14 protein-coding genes are annotated in these 17,723 nt (G+C 49.5%); 1 reads left to right on the plus strand and 13 read right to left on the minus strand.

Features of this window, described 5'->3' with window-relative positions; translation table 11 throughout:
* From IKG78_RS11970 to rimP, 4 genes are all read right to left on the minus strand, one after another.
* A partial coding sequence (locus tag IKG78_RS11970; RefSeq protein ID WP_290943743.1) for a translation initiation factor IF-2 N-terminal domain-containing protein occupies nucleotides 1-2,159 on the minus strand: 2,159 nt, incomplete at its 3' end.
* 145 nt (nucleotides 2,160-2,304) lie between these two features.
* Nucleotides 2,305-2,865, minus strand: coding sequence for a hypothetical protein (locus IKG78_RS11975; RefSeq protein ID WP_290943745.1), 561 nt, complete (start codon nucleotides 2,863-2,865; stop codon nucleotides 2,305-2,307).
* Between the two features lie 15 nt (nucleotides 2,866-2,880).
* Complete coding sequence (locus tag IKG78_RS11980; protein ID WP_290943747.1) at nucleotides 2,881-3,432, minus strand: NusA N-terminal domain-containing protein; 552 nt, start codon at nucleotides 3,430-3,432, stop codon at nucleotides 2,881-2,883.
* 15 nt (nucleotides 3,433-3,447) lie between these two features.
* Nucleotides 3,448-3,897, minus strand: coding sequence for a ribosome maturation factor RimP (rimP, locus tag IKG78_RS11985; RefSeq protein ID WP_290943749.1), 450 nt, complete (start codon nucleotides 3,895-3,897; stop codon nucleotides 3,448-3,450).
* 478 nt (nucleotides 3,898-4,375) lie between these two features.
* Here rimP and IKG78_RS11990 point away from each other — a divergent pair, with 478 nt between their 5' ends.
* Nucleotides 4,376-5,398, plus strand: a complete 1,023-nt coding sequence (locus tag IKG78_RS11990) for an Rpn family recombination-promoting nuclease/putative transposase (protein ID WP_290943752.1) — start codon at nucleotides 4,376-4,378, stop codon at nucleotides 5,396-5,398.
* A 99-nt stretch (nucleotides 5,399-5,497) separates the two neighbouring features.
* On the opposite strand, the gene IKG78_RS11995 is transcribed toward IKG78_RS11990, so the two are convergent.
* The 9 genes from IKG78_RS11995 to IKG78_RS12035 all read right to left on the minus strand — a co-directional run bounded on the left by IKG78_RS11995 (nucleotide 5,498) and on the right by IKG78_RS12035 (nucleotide 17,720).
* On the minus strand, nucleotides 5,498-7,102 hold the full coding sequence (locus IKG78_RS11995) for a fibrobacter succinogenes major paralogous domain-containing protein (RefSeq protein ID WP_290943754.1): 1,605 nt from the start codon (nucleotides 7,100-7,102) through the stop codon (nucleotides 5,498-5,500).
* Nucleotides 7,103-7,132: 30 nt separating this feature from the next.
* Nucleotides 7,133-8,164, minus strand: coding sequence for a hypothetical protein (locus IKG78_RS12000; RefSeq protein ID WP_290943756.1), 1,032 nt, complete (start codon nucleotides 8,162-8,164; stop codon nucleotides 7,133-7,135).
* A 135-nt stretch (nucleotides 8,165-8,299) separates the two neighbouring features.
* The gene (locus IKG78_RS12005) at nucleotides 8,300-9,868 is read right to left on the minus strand and encodes a hypothetical protein (protein WP_290943758.1); all 1,569 of its coding nucleotides are present in this window, start codon (nucleotides 9,866-9,868) and stop codon (nucleotides 8,300-8,302) included.
* 381 nt (nucleotides 9,869-10,249) lie between these two features.
* Nucleotides 10,250-11,989, minus strand: coding sequence for a cell division protein FtsZ (gene ftsZ / locus IKG78_RS12010; protein ID WP_290943761.1), 1,740 nt, complete (start codon nucleotides 11,987-11,989; stop codon nucleotides 10,250-10,252).
* 33 nt (nucleotides 11,990-12,022) lie between these two features.
* A complete protein-coding gene (ftsA, locus tag IKG78_RS12015) occupies nucleotides 12,023-13,264 on the minus strand; it encodes a cell division protein FtsA (RefSeq protein WP_290943763.1) in 1,242 nt (413 codons plus the stop codon).
* Nucleotides 13,257-14,099: an FtsQ-type POTRA domain-containing protein gene (locus IKG78_RS12020; RefSeq protein WP_290943765.1), complete on the minus strand. Its 843-nt coding sequence runs from the start codon at nucleotides 14,097-14,099 to the stop codon at nucleotides 13,257-13,259. The genes ftsA and IKG78_RS12020 overlap by 8 nt, the downstream gene beginning before the upstream one ends.
* A complete protein-coding gene (murC, locus tag IKG78_RS12025) occupies nucleotides 14,096-15,478 on the minus strand; it encodes a UDP-N-acetylmuramate--L-alanine ligase (RefSeq protein ID WP_290943767.1) in 1,383 nt (460 codons plus the stop codon). The genes IKG78_RS12020 and murC overlap by 4 nt, the downstream gene beginning before the upstream one ends.
* On the minus strand, nucleotides 15,478-16,548 hold the full coding sequence (gene murG / locus IKG78_RS12030; RefSeq protein ID WP_290943768.1) for an undecaprenyldiphospho-muramoylpentapeptide beta-N-acetylglucosaminyltransferase: 1,071 nt from the start codon (nucleotides 16,546-16,548) through the stop codon (nucleotides 15,478-15,480). Before murG ends, murC begins: the two co-directional genes overlap by 1 nt.
* Complete coding sequence (locus tag IKG78_RS12035; RefSeq protein ID WP_290943771.1) at nucleotides 16,545-17,720, minus strand: putative peptidoglycan glycosyltransferase FtsW; 1,176 nt, start codon at nucleotides 17,718-17,720, stop codon at nucleotides 16,545-16,547. The genes murG and IKG78_RS12035 overlap by 4 nt, the downstream gene beginning before the upstream one ends.
* Nucleotides 17,721-17,723: the final 3 nt, after the last annotated feature.

The raw sequence follows: 17,723 nt of genomic DNA on the forward strand, positions 1-17,723 counted from the left end.
AACAACCAGGTGGCGGGGGTGCTGCTGTCGCATGCCATCGGCTCGGACAACGGGGACCATATCCGGGAAGCCCTCGGGCCCTTACCCACGTCGAGCTTGGATTCAACGACAGCGCCACAGGCATGCGTATCCGGATTGGCCTTAAGTTCCAAAATTTCAGCTTCGAGAGCAAGCGTTTCGAGGAGAACATCCATGCCCTGACCCGTACGTGCAGAAACTTCGATACAGCTGGTCTGACCGCCCCACTGTTCGACTTCCACACCGCGTTCTGCAAGCTGGGCGCGAATCTTGTCCGGGTTTGCCGTCGGAAGGTCCATCTTCGTAATGGCGACAACCATCGGAACATTTTCACGCTTAGCAAGTTCAATACATTCGACGGTCTGCGGCATCACCATGGAGTCTGCTGCGACCACAAGCACGATAACGTCGGTCACTTGAGAACCGCGAGCACGCATAGCGCTGAACGCTTCGTGACCCGGAGTATCGAGGAACGTCACCTTGCCCTGAGAAGTCGTAACTTCGTAAGCACCGATGTGCTGCGTAATGCCACCGGATTCGCCCGACACCACATGAGTCTTACGGATCCAGTCGAGCAAAGAAGTCTTACCGTGGTCCACATGGCCCATAACAGTAACCACCGGATGACGCGGCTTGAGGTTTTCGGAGGATTCTTCTTCCACGCCGAGAACTTCTTCTTCGTATTCTTCCATCAGCTGAGCTTCATAACCGAACTCATCTGCCAAAATCTGGATAGTTTCAAAGTCGAGACGGGCATTGATAGTCACCATCATGCCCATTTCCATGCACTTTGCAATAACGCGTGCCGGCATCTGGTCCATGAGGCCTGCGAGTTCGCCCACGGTAATGAAGTCGGAAGTCTTGAGAATCTTCTTTTCTTCGCCGGAATTATTGTCGTTATGTTCCTTGTGATAAACTTTCTTGACCGGGTTCTTGGAGAGCGAAGCCATCACACGGGAGACGTTCTGACGAACGGCTTCCTGCTGTTGCTCCTTCTGCATTTCCTGACGGTCTTTAGTATTGCTACGACGGTTCTTGTCGTTGTTATGGCGACCATTCTGGCCCTTGCCATTGCCCTTGCCGTTCTGATTCTGGGCAAGAACCTGACTGTTGTTCGAAGCATTGAAAGCTTCTTGCATGGAACCGCTAGAGAACCCGCCGTTACGGCCCGTATAGCCGCGGCTACTGCTGCTAGCGTTACCGCCGTTCTGACGACGGTTGTTGTTATTGTTGCGATTGTCGTTGCCGCCATTTCCGTTGTTCGAAAGACGGCCAAACGTACCCGTGTAGCCCTGGCTGTTGTTGCCACCATTGCCGCCATTGCCACCGCGACCATTCTGGCGGTGATTGCCACGAGCGGCCTGTGCCTGCTGGCGAGACTTTTCGATACGGGCAAGGATTGCGGCATCGGGCTTGAACACCTGAGCCTTCATCGGCGGCTGCTTGAGTTCCGTATTCGCGGTCATCATGGTCGGCTGCGGAGCAGCCGGCTTTGCGTTTACCACAGGGGCAGCGGGCTTCGGAGCCGGAACAGCCGGTTTCACGACTTGAGCCGGAGCGGCCGGCTTTGCGACCGGAGCGGGTGCAGCGGGCTTTGCCGGGGCAACTTGAGCCGGGGCTTGTGCTGCCGGAGTCGCAGGAGCTGCGGCAGGTGCCGGCGTTGCGGGGGCAGCCTGCTTTACAACCTGTGCCGGAGCGGGTGCTGCGGGCTTTGGTGCAGGTGCGGCCTGTGCCGGAGCGGTTTGTGCCGATGCAGCCGGTTTTACAATCGACGCCGGATTAGGCTTCGGCGCAACCTTCGATTCCTGCTTTACAGGAGGCTTCGGAGCTTCCTTGCGGGCTCCCGGACCCTTCTTGAGGCTCACCTTCAAGCCAAGCTTGTTTGTTGCAACCGGCGTTTCCTTCTTCTTTGCGGGAGCGGAAGCGGAAGAATCAGATTCGGAAGCGGTCGGCCTCTTCAGATTCTTGTTGCGGGCATCCTGCTTCTGTTTTTCGGCAGCGGCAGCCTCCTCGATCTTTTCAAAGTCTGCCATATCCAACTTGGACATATGGGTACGAACTGCAACGCCTGCATCGCGGAGCAGCTTCATCACCACATCAACCTTCAATCCATGAGCATCAGCCCAATCCTTAGGTTTCATTTGAGAATCATTCGTCATGAATAGCCTATTCAATTCCTTTTCTTATTCTTCCGTTAAACAATTGCCCCACGCAAATGTTCTTAAGCGTTAGCTTCCTTCTTTTCGGAACGCTTCGATCTCATTCTTCTTTCATCCTCATAATTGCTCATGAGAATCTTGTTCTTGGATTCTCATCCATCTGAGACCATTCCTGTTCTCCGTGAACATCGAGCTTGCGATCCACCAAGCGACCGGCAAGTTCCACATTCTGGCCGCCCTTGCCAATGGCCTGAGCGAGGTTTTCGTCATCGACGATAATCACGATACGGTCCGTGTCCGGAACCGGGAACATCTTGAGGACAGTCGCCGGAGCCAAAGAACGTTGTACGAACACGTCGAAATTTTCGTCCCAATGAACGATGTCGATGCGTTCGTTGCCAAGTTCGCGAACGATAGTTTGTACGCGAGCACCCTTCATACCGACGCAAGCGCCAACCGGGTCAATCTTTTCATCGCGAGAATAGACGGCAATCTTTGCACGGCGATTCTTGGAGTCACGAGCCACGGACTTGATTTCAACAGTGCCTTCGTAAATTTCAGGAACTTCCTGACGGAGAAGAGCCCTGAGGAAGTCGGCGTTCGCTCTAGACAAAATAACCTGAGCACCGCTCTTGGTCGATTCTTCGACGCGAGCAATCACAGCCTTCACAGAAGCGCCCTGAGCCAAGCGTTCGTGCGGAATCTATTCGCGAGCCGGGAGTTCAGCTTCAATCTTGTTGCCGAGATCCACGATAACATTACGTTGTTCCAAACGAAGTACCGTACCGTTGATAATCGTACCGATGCGGCTGCGGTAAATATCCATGATGCGCTGGCATTCGGCGCTGCGGATGTGCTGCGTCAAAAGCTGCTTTGCAGTTTGGATTGCCTGGCGACCGAAGGAGGAGGTCGGGAGTTCCATATAAAGGCTGTCGCCGGCCTGAGCGTCTTCATTGAAGTCGCGGGCTTCTTCGACGAGCATGTAACCTTCATCCAATTCAGCCACTTCATCAGCAGTCATGTTCGGGTCGTAGTCCGGATAATCATCGACAACTTCGACGTTCAAAAACACATGGACTTCGTTTGTTTCCATGTCGATATCGACATTGATTTTCTTTTCGATGTGCAGATACTTGCGGGCCGCAGAAATAAGAGCCTTCTTGAGGGCATCCAAAATCACGGAATCATCGACACTCTTGTCTTCAACGACTTCCCTGAGTACGTCGAGCAAGTTCACTTTCGGTTCGTTCTTCATAAGTTGACCTTCCTATTAAATTTTCACTTCGACCTTGGCCGAAAGCACCTCGGACCTCGGTATGACGATTTCGCCGGCATTGCCCTTGAGCTTGAGCGTCAAATTTTCTTCGTCGGCATCTAAAAGTTCACCCGTCACAGTTTTACCCGTCGAACGGTTCACGCGGAGCAGTCGCCCTTTGTTGCGGTTAAAATCCGCCAAAGACTTGAGGGGGCGGTCCAATCCCGGAGACGAGACTTCAAGCGTATAAGCCCCCTCGATCAACTCAGGATCCAGGTCCAACGCATCCGAGAGGAAATGACTCACGTTCGTGCAATCATCAATAGAAACACCTTCGGGCTTGTCGATAAATATCCGCAACGTTTTGCGCTTGCCGGCACGGAACATATCGGCTTCCACAAGCGTAACGGAAGCGGACTTGCACGCCTCGGCAATGAGAGAATTCAGTTTTTCTTGGACGACCAAATAAACCTCTTATACTAAAATAGACGTTCGCTTACGGAAGTTCTCCAGAAACCTTTTGGACCGAAATCCGGGGTTTCAACGGAAAAAATCCACGAACAGTCTAAAAACCGATACAAATAGAGAAAATTTTTTCGCCTTAGGCAACTGTAATTATAGGAAATAGGGGTTATAAGGCCCCGCAGCGCGACCTATTGCACGTTCAATCATCATTATCTATTTTCATTATCACGACGAGAAGGCCCCGCCGACAGAGGCGTACGCATCCACGGGCGGGAACATTCCTCCTCGCAGCCGTAGGTCCGGTATTGACTTGGCAAACGCCATGGCCTTGGAAAACCCATGCGGAATGCGCTGCGATACATATCCCGACAGTTCTAAAGACGCCGGCTTTAAAACAAACTAATCAACAACGATACACAAGCCGTGTACGTTTTTTAGCGTACACATTTCCACCGCCGTAATGCGGACTTGGAGTCCTATGAATAAAGCTCAATACGCAGCAATGCTCAAAGACATCAGTGAAACACACAAGCAAGGTGGCGACACCCATAACTGTATTTTGAAATACCTTGAAAAATACAAGTACGCCTACATTTACAACGATACAATTTTCAAAATTCTTTTTGGAAATCCCGAAAACATGGAAATGACCGCAAACTTTCTGAACGCAATCCTGAAACTGGATGGCGGAGACTGCATCGACAACCTCACCTTCGTCAATCCTACAGTGAACAGCGCCTTCAGCAAAACGACCACCTCGGATATCGTTGCAGAAAACCAGCGCCTTGAACGCATCGTTCTTGAAGTTCAGCATGTAGAAGACGAAACTTACAGCGACCGACTTGTGTTCTATACCGCAAAACACACGATTGCAAGCAAAGTTCGAGGCGACAGCTACTGGCTTCGCGATTTAAATCTCATCAGCTTGCAAATGTTCAACGGTTTTCCCGATTCCAAAAATTACCGACACAGTATTCGACTCAAAAATCAAGATAACGAAGAATTTTTCAAAAAACAAACTGTCACCCTCGTTGAAATTCCCAAATTCATAAAAGGGAACTACGCATCTGACCAAAGCCTCCTCGCGCAATGGCTTCGTGTTATCGACGGACTCAATAACGAAGCTCCAATTGATGTTCCTAAAGATTCACTATTCGCTCTATTGCAGAAAAAGGCCGAATTGAGTATCTTTACAGAAGAATTTCTTGTAAGTGAGGCTATGGCTATGAGCGACCGTCTTTACGAAATGTACGTTGAAAAGAAGCACGCCCGTGCAGAAGGGCTTGCGGAAGGGCGTGCGGAAGGACGTGCGGAAGGGCGTGCGGAAGGGCATTCCGAAGGATTTGCAGAAGGACATTCTGAAGGGGTTGCTGAAGGGCATCGTGAAATGGCTAAAGCCATGCTTGCCGAAGGCGACTCTGTTGAAAAGGTCGTACGCATTTCCAAGCTTCCTGAAGCCGAAATTTTAGCGTTCAAGGAAAGCCTTACGCAAAGCAAGTAACGTCGTAACGGTAAAAAACGGCCCTGCATATAGCAGGGCTTTTAAACATTTTAAACAAACTATCAATCAACAAATCTTACGACCGTTCCATTCGCCCCGCTAGTCCTTGAGACAACGAACGGATAATCCGAAATACTTGAACTTGTTGTATAGGTTCTCAACATCGTAGTGGTAATTCAAGTCCATGAAAGGATAGGCTACGGAACCATCATACTCTGTAGAGCTCCAAAAGTACGCACCACTGCCATAACCATCGAAACTTCCATCGCCGATTCTGAGGCCAGCAGGCAACGCCGAGAACCTGTAATCATCCGTACCGTTACCTCCATTGTTCCAACCAGATGAGGACATGAGTTTTATGCCATCAGTCGTTGAACCACCAACTGCGATGAACAGAGCGTGCCATTCCGTTTGCGAAGGCAAGTGCCAACCATCGGGGCAAACACCTCGCACCAAGGTCGCTGAGCCCGCCGAAGCGACGCTACAAGTTTTTCCATCACCGCAACCCTCGCCATTCGTGCTCCACGCGCCCGCACTGTCCATTGCAGCCGCCCAAGTATATAAGCGACCATATTTGGAGCAATCGCCCTCGGTCGTTCCGCTTCCACCACCACACCAGCTGTTTTCTGCTTTATAATTCAAATTCTCCGCCATCCAGATCTGGGAGCCAATTGTAACAGTTTTATAGACTTGTTTGTCTCGAGAATCCGTCAAAGTATTATTTGCACTATTATAAGTACTTCCACCAACATCAACTGAATTTCCTGCACTGCTAGATGTAGGCGTTACACTAGAAGAAGCTTCGTCCTTGAGACAACGGACGGAATACCTGGAGTGCTTGAAGCCGTAGGCCATGCCCTCAACTCCGCCTCCCCAGTCCAAGTGCACATAGTACGCGTTGTTGAGATCGTACTCTGTAAAAATCCAAAAGTACGCGTGTTTCCCCTCATCGTAGTAATAATTGTTGTCCGCACTGTAGCCAGCAGGCAACGCCGAGAATCCGAAATCATCCGTACCGTTGCCATTGTCATACCAACCAAACGAGGACTTGAGAACCTTACCCGCTGTTGATTTTTCACTTACAGCCATGAACAAGGTATTCCATTCTTCCTTGCTAGGCAAGTGCCAACCACTTGGGCAAGCATTTTTTGCAATCGACCACGTGTATAAGCGGCCATATTTGGAGCAATCGCCCTCGGTCGTTCCGCTTCCACCACCACACCTGCTGTTTTCTGCTTTATAATTCAAATTCTCCGCCATCCACATCTGAGAACCAATTTTTACAGTCTTGTAAACCTGACCATCGCGAGAGTCTGTGAAAGACCCTTCGACTTCACTCAGAGTGACACTCGAAGACGAAACCTTCTTGCTGCTAGAACTGGCTTTCACACTCGAAGACGAAACTTTCTTGCTGCTAGAACTAGCCTTCACGCTTGAAGAGGACACCTTCTTACTGCTACTGGACTTGGTCGTTATATCCGTCAAAGAACCTTCATCCAATTCAGCCTGTATCTTTTTCCAGTCCTCGAAATCGTCTTCCATTTGCGAAACGTAATCCGTGCAAGCGGAGAATAAGACGAAAGACGAGAGACACAAGACGAGAGAAGCGAATGTTACACCAGAACGCATCGAACAAAAACGTCCCTGGATTCTTCGTTTCGTTGCACTTCTCTCAGAATGACGCGTTCCATTTCCTAATTTCAAATTCCTAAATCCTAATTTCATCATCCCCTCCTAGAAAGCAAAGCTTAAACCAATTCCAACGACACCGGCGATAGCAAGGCCAAACCCTACACTACGTAATGTCTGCCCTGATTTGGCATCATCGTGATATTTTTTGTATTCCGCTTCGGTCGAATACTTTTTCTCGGAAGCGTCCTTTGCCTTACTGTTTCCGACTACGGCAAGCACGGTTCCAGCCACAGTTGCAACGGCACTGATAGAGAGCGGTACCCAATGGATTCCTCTTTTCTTTGCAGATGCATCCACAACATCTGTGTTCACATTTGCAGGAATGCTCTCGCCCACTTTGCTTTCTTCAACATCTGTTTTTTCAATGACCTTTGCCAATTCCGTTTTGGTGGAATCCGTTTTTTCCGGTTCCGTTTTTGTTGTATCCATCTTTTCCATTTCCGTCTTTGCGGAATCCGCCAAAATCACCTTAGGTTCGTCAACCGCTTGCACTGTATCTATTTTTTCGACAACTTTATTTTCGGCAACTTCGTTTACCATAGCAATCGTTTCTTCTTTCTTTTCCTCGACAACGCTCGAAGAAACCGGTTGTACCATTACGCGCACCATACTAAAGAAACTGTGAGCCTCCCTCTCAATAAGTTCAAGAAGTTTTTCGACATCCGCACCGCGACCATTGAAACTTGCAATAAGTTTGCTTCCTGCCGTTTCATAAAGTTCAGCCGAAAGCGTGAGCGAATTTCTAAAGCGACTGACCCGTGCCTGACAGATGTAATCCGCCGCAATGTTCTTGCCCGTCTCGACTAGGCAACTGCCTTCGCAATCCTCAATCGCCTTGCCTGGCGGAAGCATTTGCTGGATATTCTCGCGAGTCATGATAGTATAGCCCTGATTCGCAGGAAGCTCCTTGACCGCCTGTTCCCTCAAAACGTTCGTAAGGTACTGGCGGTCCGAAAGCGATACACTATCCTTAGTACTACCATCCGCGCTTGTTTCAAGTACAGCAATATAAGCAGCAACGGAATTTGTGGCCAAAACGCACAAAAGAGAGAAAAAAAGAAATAACGTTTTCATAACCAAAATGTATGTTATTTTCCTCCAAAGTTCAAAAAAAATAGGCAAAATGAACTTTACAAGAACTCATTTACACACAAAAAAAGCCCCCGAAGGGGCTCTTTGAAGTAAAATTTTCTTTGCAGAAATTTCAAGCTAGAATTTTTTATCCACCGGATTGAAGCTAAATTTCAAACCAGAACGAATCCAAGCATCCGAGCCGTCCTCATTCTTGTCGTGAGCGAGATTGCGGTAAACGCGGAAACCGCCACCGGCATAAATTTTGAACCAATCGCTTACTTCTCTTTCATAAAGCACATCGATAAGGAACTGTTTTTCAACAACGCCGGAAAGCGAATTTTCCTCTTTTACAGCAACATCGTAATCCGTATAAAGTTCCTTGTCACCTTGACGGAGCCAGGCAAGCGTAAGCGTTGCAGAATGAGCGTTCCATTTCCAGTTCATGTCAAACCACAAGTCGAGAGCATCACCGCCCCTACGGTAGCCGATGGGGTAATCGACAAAGTAAGCATCGGCATAATCTTTATCTTTCTGATCGCGGAAGTTGCTGCGGTAGTTGCGGCGTCCCGTATATTTCAAAAGCGGGAGTTTACTGTTGTTTGCAACCGGATCCGTACGAACCACATCTAGCCGCCATGCGAACTTGCCATACTTGCGTGTTTCAAGTTCATGGTAATAGCCCACCATGTAATTTATAATATTGCGGGTCGTTCCCATTTCTTTGCTTTCGCCCACCGGGCTTGCGAAATCTTCAAAATTCAATTGCGTATAAAATTTCGCGCCGTTCGAAGTCTTGTAACCAATTTCAAAAGATGTCGCGGCAGATGTATAACCAGTCGCATAGTTGTCATGCCAATACATGAACGGATTGAATGAACGGAATTCCAGAGACTTGCCGCCAATCACGCTTTGTTCCACAAGATAAAACCAAAACTTGCGGGTTTCAACGCCAAGCCTATGGAACACCATATTCTTCACGTTTTCCGTATAAGTGCGCCGCCGCTGATTGCTCACTAAATTTGTTTTACACTTTTGTGCGTAAGCTTCACTGTTTTCATCTTCAGGGCAGCCGGTTTCATAATTGATAACATCGCCAAACAGCCATGCGTTCAAAGAACTCAGCAAAAAGTCGTAGCGGAAAATTCCAATGTTCAAATTCCAATGAATTCCATCATGGTAAGGCAAACCACCGAGAAAAATATCGTTCTTGGAGATTTTCAAACTTTGAGGATCAAATCGCCCAAATTGCACGAATCCCACAGGATTATACCACTTGGCATAGGCGTTGATGGGCACATTGATATCGAGTTCGCTCGGTTTGTACGTAAAGTTCGTTTTCAGTTCGCTCTTGTACCAAGCTTCCAAATCCTTGCGCAACGGGGCTTCCAGCAAAAAATGGAAGTCCTTGTAGCCCGCCCTAAACGCAAGCTTGAAAAAAGGTTCTATATGTTCTTCATAACTGCGGGCAGTTTCCAGCGGAATCCGCAGTCCGCGCCAGTTGCTTTTCGGGCCGCCGTAGCGTTCAGCAGTATCGACGGCAAACATCGGGTCGGTCGGTCCGCCGTTAAATCCAATGTTGTAATCCGTACCGAACTGGAAATAGCCGCCTTTTGCAGCAGGCTTGTCGGATGAATTTTCAGCGGACGCAAAAGATGCAGCCGCCATAAACGTGACAGCAAGAAATGGAAGAACTCGTTTCAGCATAATGTAAATGTACTAAAAAACGGAGACAAGCTCGCCATCCTTGATTCGTACACAAAGCGAGTGAAGCGTGGTTCGGCAGGCTCACCAACCTTGATTCATACCTGCTACAGAGCCGAACGGTGTACACCATGAGCAGGAGTGACCAAGCGCAAACTGGTCATGAAGGCGAGAGCGAGGCGAAGAAGGCGTCTTGTATAGCACAAGAGCCGAGCGGGGCACAAGAAGGACCACCCAGGCAGGGAGACCCGGGTGATCCCTTGTGTTGTGGTGGGTACGCACTCACGTACCCGGTGTGTGTGTGTATTATCGAAGGCATGCCCAAAAACATTCGAACATGTCTGTCGAATTTTCACTACATTATTGTTCCAATCGTTTTCACAACTAGAACAAATCAGAATTCATGCGCATAAAGGCAGGCATTTCGTAGTCGATATTGCTTTCCTTGAGAGCATCGTCATAGTTGCTCTGATTGCGCTTAAAAGCAGGCGTCATGTAGTCATTCTGTTCAGCACGCTGTTCCTGCTTGGCATAAGCCCCAGCATAGGAACTGCCATTCGAAAGCGGATCCGCTTCTGCAGCAGCCGGCATCTCTTCGCTTTCGCGCATAGAAGATGCAGACGGAGCAGGCACCGTTTCTTCAGCAAAGCCAGCCTTATTGGCATCAAAGTTCGGAGATGCGAAAGAAGACGCCGGAGAGAACATGGCGGCAGCCAAATTCACCGGAGCAGCCGAAGCCTGACGAGTCGGGGCTGCGTAAGAATTCGTCTGGGAAGCACCATAGTTCGGAGCCGAAGCAGCATAGGACTGCGTCGGAGCCGCATAAGACGGAGCAGCAGCATAAGCCTGAGTCGGAGCAGAGTTAGCATAAGACGGAGTCTGAGCAGCAGACATTGCAGATGCAGGAACCGAAGCTACACGCTGAGAAACTGTCTGAGCAGCAACGGTCGGAGCGGCAGTCGGCATTGCAGCAGTCGCACGGCCAGCGAGAGCGAGGAAGTTCGTCGTCGGACGCGGAGTAGCCGCCTGTACCGGAGCCGGCTGCTGATAAGCCTGAGCCTGCTGGTAAGCGACAGAACCAATACCTGCATAGCCTACAGCAGCGGCATTGTTCGTACCACCGCAACCCGTTGCGATAATGGTAATGCAAACCTTGTCGCCAAGTTCCGGAAGAGTGATGTCGCCAACGATGATGTTCGGGCAACCTTCTTCGCCCACGGCGTCATAAATGTGTTCCATTGCTTCGTTATGTTCGAGCAAGGAGTAATTTTCGCCATGGGAAACGTTGATGAGCACACCAGATGCACCCTTGATGTCAATGTCTTCGAGAAGCGGAGAAGAAAGAGCAGAATCAGCAGCAGCGACACCGCGGCCTTCGCCTTCGGCAGTACCCGTACCCATGAGAGCAGAACCGCCCTTGAGCATGACCTTGCGGATATCAGCAAAGTCAACGTGGACAAGGCCATGACGGAACATGATGCTGCAAATGCTCTGCACCGCATTGCCGAGGATTTCGTCAGCCATCTTGAAAGCTTCATCGACAGTAGCACTCTTGTTCGTATTCTGGATGAGGTTCAAGAGCTTCTTGTTTTCGATGACGATGATGGTGTCAGCAGCTTCGCGGAGAGCGTCAACGCCCCTCTGAGCCAAGGAATTGCGAACATTGCCTTCAAAACGGAACGGCTTAGTCACCACAGCAACAGTCAACACACCTTCTTCACGTGCAATGTTTGCCACAACCGGAGCAGCACCCGTACCGGTACCACCGCCCATGCCCGCCGTAACGAATACAAGGTCAGCCCCCTTCATGGCGTTTCTCAAGTCGTCAATGTTTTCTTCAACAGCCTTGCGGCCCATTTCCGGATCCATACCAGCACCGAGATTTCTCGTGCTCTTTTCGCCAATAAGAATCTTGTGGTCGGCAAGACTCTGGTCAAGAGCCATAGCATCCGTATTGACGGCATAGTATTCCACACCTTCAATATTCATCTGCTTCATACGGTTCACGGTATTGCCGCCGGCACCGCCGACACCGAACACCTTCACCTTAGCGTTTCTGAAAGGAGTATCATCTCCTGTGATACGAGATTTAGCCTCGAAGTTGATATTAGAAAAGTCACTCATAGTTTATCTCCCTGATTTGAGTGGTTTATGTTGTTAAAAATACGTTTTGATGAGATCGCGAAGACGCTGCACGCCCTTTTTCACGGATACCGCCAACTGGGTACCTGTTTCGCGCTGCTTCTTTTCGCGGTGTTTCTTGTTCGCATAATACAAGAGACCAATGCCCGTTGCGTAAGACGGATTCTGGAACGCTTCCTGAATACCGCTCATGCCTCTGGGGTTACCAATATGGACTGGTTTCTTGAATACTTTAGTCGCAATATCTTCAATTCCAACAAGGTTGCAGCAACCACCTGTAAGCACGATACCGCCATCGATAACGGAATCCAGGTGGTGCTTTTCCAAATCCTTTGCCAAAATCTTGAATATTTCCGCAACACGGGCCGTAATGATACGGGCCAAAAGTTTACGGGAACAAGGTACTTCCCCACGGTCGCCCACACCTGGGACCGGGAAAGTTTCGTCTTCAATCAAATTGTTGAGCGAGCATGTGCCGTACTTTTTCTTGATTTCTTCCGCTTTCGATAGCGAAACCGGAACTTCAAGGCACTTGCTGATATCGCTTGTAATAATGTTGCCAGCCATGTCAAGCGATGCCGTGTAACGCACGGAATCCTTCACGAACACGGCAACGTCTGCAGAACCTGCGCCAATGTCGATAAGCGCGACACCCAATTCGCGTTCATCATTCGAAAGAACAGCGGAAGCGGCTGCAAGAGGTTCAAGCACAAAGCCTGCCACGTTGAGGCCTGCTCGGTTCACACATTTGGCAATATCCTGCAGAGCGTTCGGGCGAGAGGTCACCACCTGAACTTCGACTCCTAAGCGACGGCCGGAATAGCCCTTGGGATTGCGGATACCCACCCTATCGTCCAGCGTATATTCGCCCGGAAAGATGTGGATGATTTCTCCCGCTTTATCCGGAAGCGTACTTGCCTGCCTTTGGACATTGATGATATCCTCTTCACGGACTTCATTTGTCGGAAGCGTCACCAAGCCCTTGTAGCTGAACGAGGACACGTGCTTCCCGGCTATGCCCACATAGACATCGCGAACATCGACTCCCGCCGACGATTCAAGCATATGGACGGCCTTTTGCAATGTCTCAACGACGGAATCGTATTCGTCAGACGATTCCAGCGGAAAGTCACCGCATTCCACAACTCGGACAGATTCGCCTTCCGAGATGCCGACAAACAAATTCACTTTCGAGGCACCGATATCGAGCCCGAAAATGTAGTCCTCTTTCTTGACTATTTGCTTATTGTCATCCATTGATACACCTCTTATCGATGTTTTTTATATACGCAAAACCATGAAATCTCATATCCACCTCGCCAGCGCAAAGAATTTCTTTTCGAAAACCCTTTCCGAGGGCATCATATAAAGTAAACAAATCCTTATCCCAATCTGTTGCTGGGAACATCACGCGGAATCCCACGTCCTTGAAGTAAACGTCAAAAGCCTTATCCTTTTCTGACCATCCAATCTGCGAAACACGGTCGTAGAGAGCCTTGTTCTCTTTACGCATGGCCGACAGGAACGAGGCCACCTGCTTGATTTTTCCGATGGATTCATTTTCCAGAATCGGCAAGTGAAGAGCCGTCATCATCGACATCGGAAGCGAAAGCCCTCTTTCAGAATAAACCGTTCCCTTTCCATCTTCAAGAACCGATAAAATCGGAGACGCTTCCTGAAGCTTAATGTAGAGTGAAGACGGGAACTTGCTTTCCACTTCGGCAGAATGGATGAGCGGAATCCGCAAGAGCGATTTCTTCACGGAATCGGCATCGAGTTCAGACATGAGCATGCCCGTTTCGACTTGAGCGCTTTGCACCACATCTTCCCAAGAGAGCATGCGATTGCCTTCGATTTCGATGTACTGCAAATGACGGAGTTCAAGCGGATTGATTTGCTGGAGATAGAAACGACTATGCCACAGGCCGGCAACGGCAGCGACAACGAGCAGAGTCAAAACCCAGCCCTTGCGCTTGTACCAACGGACAGCACCGCCAACGCGCATCCGTCTTACACGGGCACGCTTACGCTTGCGTTTGCGTTCGTTGTAGCCGATACGGCGACCGAACATGTTCGTACTCTCTAAAATCAAATGCTCTTCTCCAAAATCGTCTGGCCCAATTTCCAGATGTTACCAGCACCCATCAGAACAATCACATCGTTGGGCTTGAGCAAATCCTTGCAAACCGGAATCAAGTTGTTCACATCGCCGATAAAGCGGGCGTCGCGGTGGCCACGGTCAGCAGCGCTGTTCGAGACCATCGCACCGGTCACACCTTCAATCGGCTTTTCACGGGACGGATAAATGTCTGTTACCAAAAGCACATCGCAGTTGGAGAATGCGCTACCAAAAGCTTCGTGCTGGTCGCGGGTACGCGTAAACAAGTGCGGCTGGAAAGCGACAATGATGCGCTTATCCGGGAACGCTTCGCGGAAGCCGAGCAACGTTGCGGTCGCTTCCGTCGGATGGTGGGCGTAATCGTCAAACACCATCACGCCGTTCTTTTCGCCAATGAATTCAAAGCGGCGCTTCACGCCTTCGAATGCAGCAACGGCCTTGCGGGCGACTTCAATCGAAATGCCTTCTTCCACAGCAAGCGCTACAGCAGCAGTCGCATTCAAAACGTTGTGGCGGCCCGGAATCTGGAGCTTGAATTCACCGAGGCTCTTGCCATCACAGAGAATTTCGAACTTCGGATAGCCCTTCACGAACGTGAGGTTTTCGACGCGGTACTTCGCCTGACGCGTAAAGCCGTACGTAATCACCGGCTTCTTGAGGTGCGACAAAATCTGCTGCACGTTCGGGTCGTCGAGGCACACAATCACCTGGCCGTAGAACGGAATCTTGTTTGCAAATTGCGTGAATGCATCCTTGATGGCATCAATGTTCTCGTACGTATCAAGATGGTCCGCATCGATGTTCGTGATGATTGCCGAAGAGGGCATCATCGAAAGGAAGCTGCGGTCAAATTCGTCACTTTCGGCAATGAGGTAGTCACCATGACCCACCTTAGCACCACTGCACTTGCCCTTCACAATGCCACCGACAATAATCGTCGGGTCAAGGCCTGCTTCTTCCCAAATGGCGCCGACGATAGAAGTCGTCGTGGTCTTGCCGTGAGTACCAGCAATAGAGAGCGTGTATTTGAGGCGCATGAGTTCACCGAGCATTTCAGCGCGGCGAATCACCGGAATACGGCGGTTGCGGGCCTCGACAAGTTCTGGATTGTCATACGGAATCGCAGAAGAATAAACGACCAAGTCTGCATCAACAACGTTCTTTGCTTCGTGCTTCGGGTCGATGCGAATGCCAAGGCCTTTCAAATAGTCAATGACAGCGCCCTCGCCCATATCGGAACCCGTCACCACAAAGCCGTTTTCGTGGAGCACTTCGGCAATACCCGACATACCGGCTCCACCGATGCCTACAAAATGAAGGCGACGGACACGTTTACAATCATTAATCTGCATTACGTTCTCTCCATATCCAGAATAATTTTCGCTATCTGGTCAGCGGCATCGGGCATGCCAAGCGTCTTTGCGGCTTCGCCCATCTGCGCCAAGCGCTCCGAATCATAAAGGAGTGCTTCAACTTTATTCCAAAGATCGTTCGGTTCGTCATCAAGTTCCACAAGTGCGGCACCCGCTTTTTCGACAACGCGGGCGTTGTGTTCCTGATGGTTTGCTGTCGCATGCGGATACGGGAGCAAAATAGACGGCTTGCCAAATGCGAGAATTTCTGCAAGTCCCGATGCTCCAGCACGGCTGATAATCAAGTCGGCATGCTTCATGTAAGCATAGATGTTATCCAAAAATCCGCGCACTGCGACGTTCGGCAAAATTCCGAGGCGTTCGTTGATGCCATCGACATTCTTTACGCCCACTTGCCACACCACGCTAATATCTTCGTGAGCGGCAATGCGACCAATGCTTTCTTCAATCTTATTGTTAATGCCAGCAGCACCCTGAGAGCCACCGACGATAAACACCGCCTTGCGGCCTTCACGAAACTCAATCGGGCGTGTCAATGAATCAGCTGCCGGCAAATCACGAATCGGATTGCCCAAAATGCGAGTTCTTTCAATCGGGAACCCCTTCATCGCCTCTTCGGAGGTCACAAAAATCATCTTCGCGTAACGGGATCCCACCTTGTTCGCAACACCGGCAACAGCATTCTGTTCCTGCAAATAAACAGGAATGCCCATCGAACCTGCGGCAAGCACAATCGGGAGCGACACGTAGCCGCCAGTAGCCACGACGACATCGGGGTTGACTTTCTTTACGACGCTCTTTGCGCGTCCCAAGGACTTCAGCAAATTGAACGGCAAGCTCAAATTCTTAAGGAACGGCCCGCGATGCAGAGGAACTGCCGAAATATATTCGTACGGCCAATTCTTTGCCACAAGGCGTTCTTCCATGGAATCCTTACGGCCAGCAAAAGTAATTTGAGTGACACCCATCTTCTTCAAACTCTCGGCAATTGCCACCGCCGGGAATATATGGCCACCAGTGCCACCGCAAACAAAGAGGAATTTTTTCATATAAATCTCCTTCTTGCTCCAAAATTCGTCAACTGTCCCATGTCAAAAGATACAGGGCTGCTCATATAAGGCTCGCGAATGCTCTTTCCACTCATCGGACGAGAAATATTCAACAAAATCCCGATAAACGCAGCCGACATAATCAAATTCGTTCCGCCATAGCTGATAAACGGAAGCGGTTGCCCCGTCGCCGGGATAAGCCTTACGCACACACAAACGTGAATGACAAAATTCATGAATAGCGAAGTCGTCAAGGCAACAGCCATGTACCGGCCAAAGCGAGTCAGCGAAGATTTCGCAATATTGTACCCTTGCGAGAAAAGAATCGCAAAAGCGATGAGAACAAAGAAAGTCCCGACAAAGCCAAATTCTTCGCCAATCACAGCATAAATAACGTCTTTATGGGCTTCGGGCAAGAATCCTAATTTCTGTTCGCCCATACCGATTCCCGTTCCAAAAATACCGCCATTTCCAAGGGCCGCCAATGCATGCTCTATCTGATACTGTGAATTTTTCATAGCACCACTATCGTTAGAGAAAAAAGCAAGAATACGATTACGGGTATGCGGTACACAAAGCATCGCAAGAATCCCCATCGGAATACTCACCAAAACACTCATGCCCACATACTTATAGTTCGCCCCCGAAATCAGGAGAAGAACCAGCAACAGCACGCAGAACATAATGAGCATCGAGAAGTTCGGCTGCAAAGCAAGCAAAATCGCAGAAATCATCATCGGTACACCCGGCTGGATAATCGTGCACTTGAGCGACTTGATTTCATCCCCAGCATCCGAAAGTTTCGAGCAAACCCATGCAATAAAGGCAAACTTCAAAATTTCAGACGGCTGGATATTAAAAATCCAACGAGAAGCACCATTCACTTTGTCTCCCGATACTATTGCAGCCAAGGTAAGAACTGCGCCAACAACAAAAATCAGGCGAGCAGACACTTTCCACAAAGCATAGTCAATTCTGGAGAAAAGCGCAAGAATAACCACAGAGCCAAACACTTTAGTGACATGGGATTTCAAATAATATTCCGGAGGCAAATTCGTCTTGGCGGCCACAGATACAGACGCAGAATAGATAACAGCGATGCCAGCGCACATTAATACTAATGTGACGATCAGCAAAAGCTTGTTCATTCCTGTGGACTGCGAGTTCGACATCTT

This window comes from Fibrobacter sp., assembly GCF_017545445.1.
In the GTDB taxonomy this organism is placed as follows: domain Bacteria; phylum Fibrobacterota; class Fibrobacteria; order Fibrobacterales; family Fibrobacteraceae; genus Fibrobacter.

What these genes read in the sequence shown, in the direction of transcription:
- IKG78_RS11980 (WP_290943747.1), bottom strand. Translation starts at nt 3,432, where the DNA reads ATGAAGAACGAACCGAAAGTGAACTTGCTCGACGTACTCAGGGAAGTC.
- IKG78_RS11990 (WP_290943752.1), top strand. Translation starts at nt 4,376, where the DNA reads ATGAATAAAGCTCAATACGCAGCAATGCTCAAAGACATCAGTGAAACA.
- IKG78_RS12000 (WP_290943756.1), bottom strand. Translation starts at nt 8,164, where the DNA reads ATGAAAACGTTATTTCTTTTTTTCTCTCTTTTGTGCGTTTTGGCCACA.
- IKG78_RS12005 (WP_290943758.1), bottom strand. Translation starts at nt 9,868, where the DNA reads ATGCTGAAACGAGTTCTTCCATTTCTTGCTGTCACGTTTATGGCGGCT.
- ftsZ (WP_290943761.1), bottom strand. Translation starts at nt 11,989, where the DNA reads ATGAGTGACTTTTCTAATATCAACTTCGAGGCTAAATCTCGTATCACA.
- ftsA (WP_290943763.1), bottom strand. Translation starts at nt 13,264, where the DNA reads ATGGATGACAATAAGCAAATAGTCAAGAAAGAGGACTACATTTTCGGG.
- murC (WP_290943767.1), bottom strand. Translation starts at nt 15,478, where the DNA reads ATGCAGATTAATGATTGTAAACGTGTCCGTCGCCTTCATTTTGTAGGC.
- murG (WP_290943768.1), bottom strand. Translation starts at nt 16,548, where the DNA reads ATGAAAAAATTCCTCTTTGTTTGCGGTGGCACTGGTGGCCATATATTC.
- IKG78_RS12035 (WP_290943771.1), bottom strand. Translation starts at nt 17,720, where the DNA reads ATGTCGAACTCGCAGTCCACAGGAATGAACAAGCTTTTGCTGATCGTC.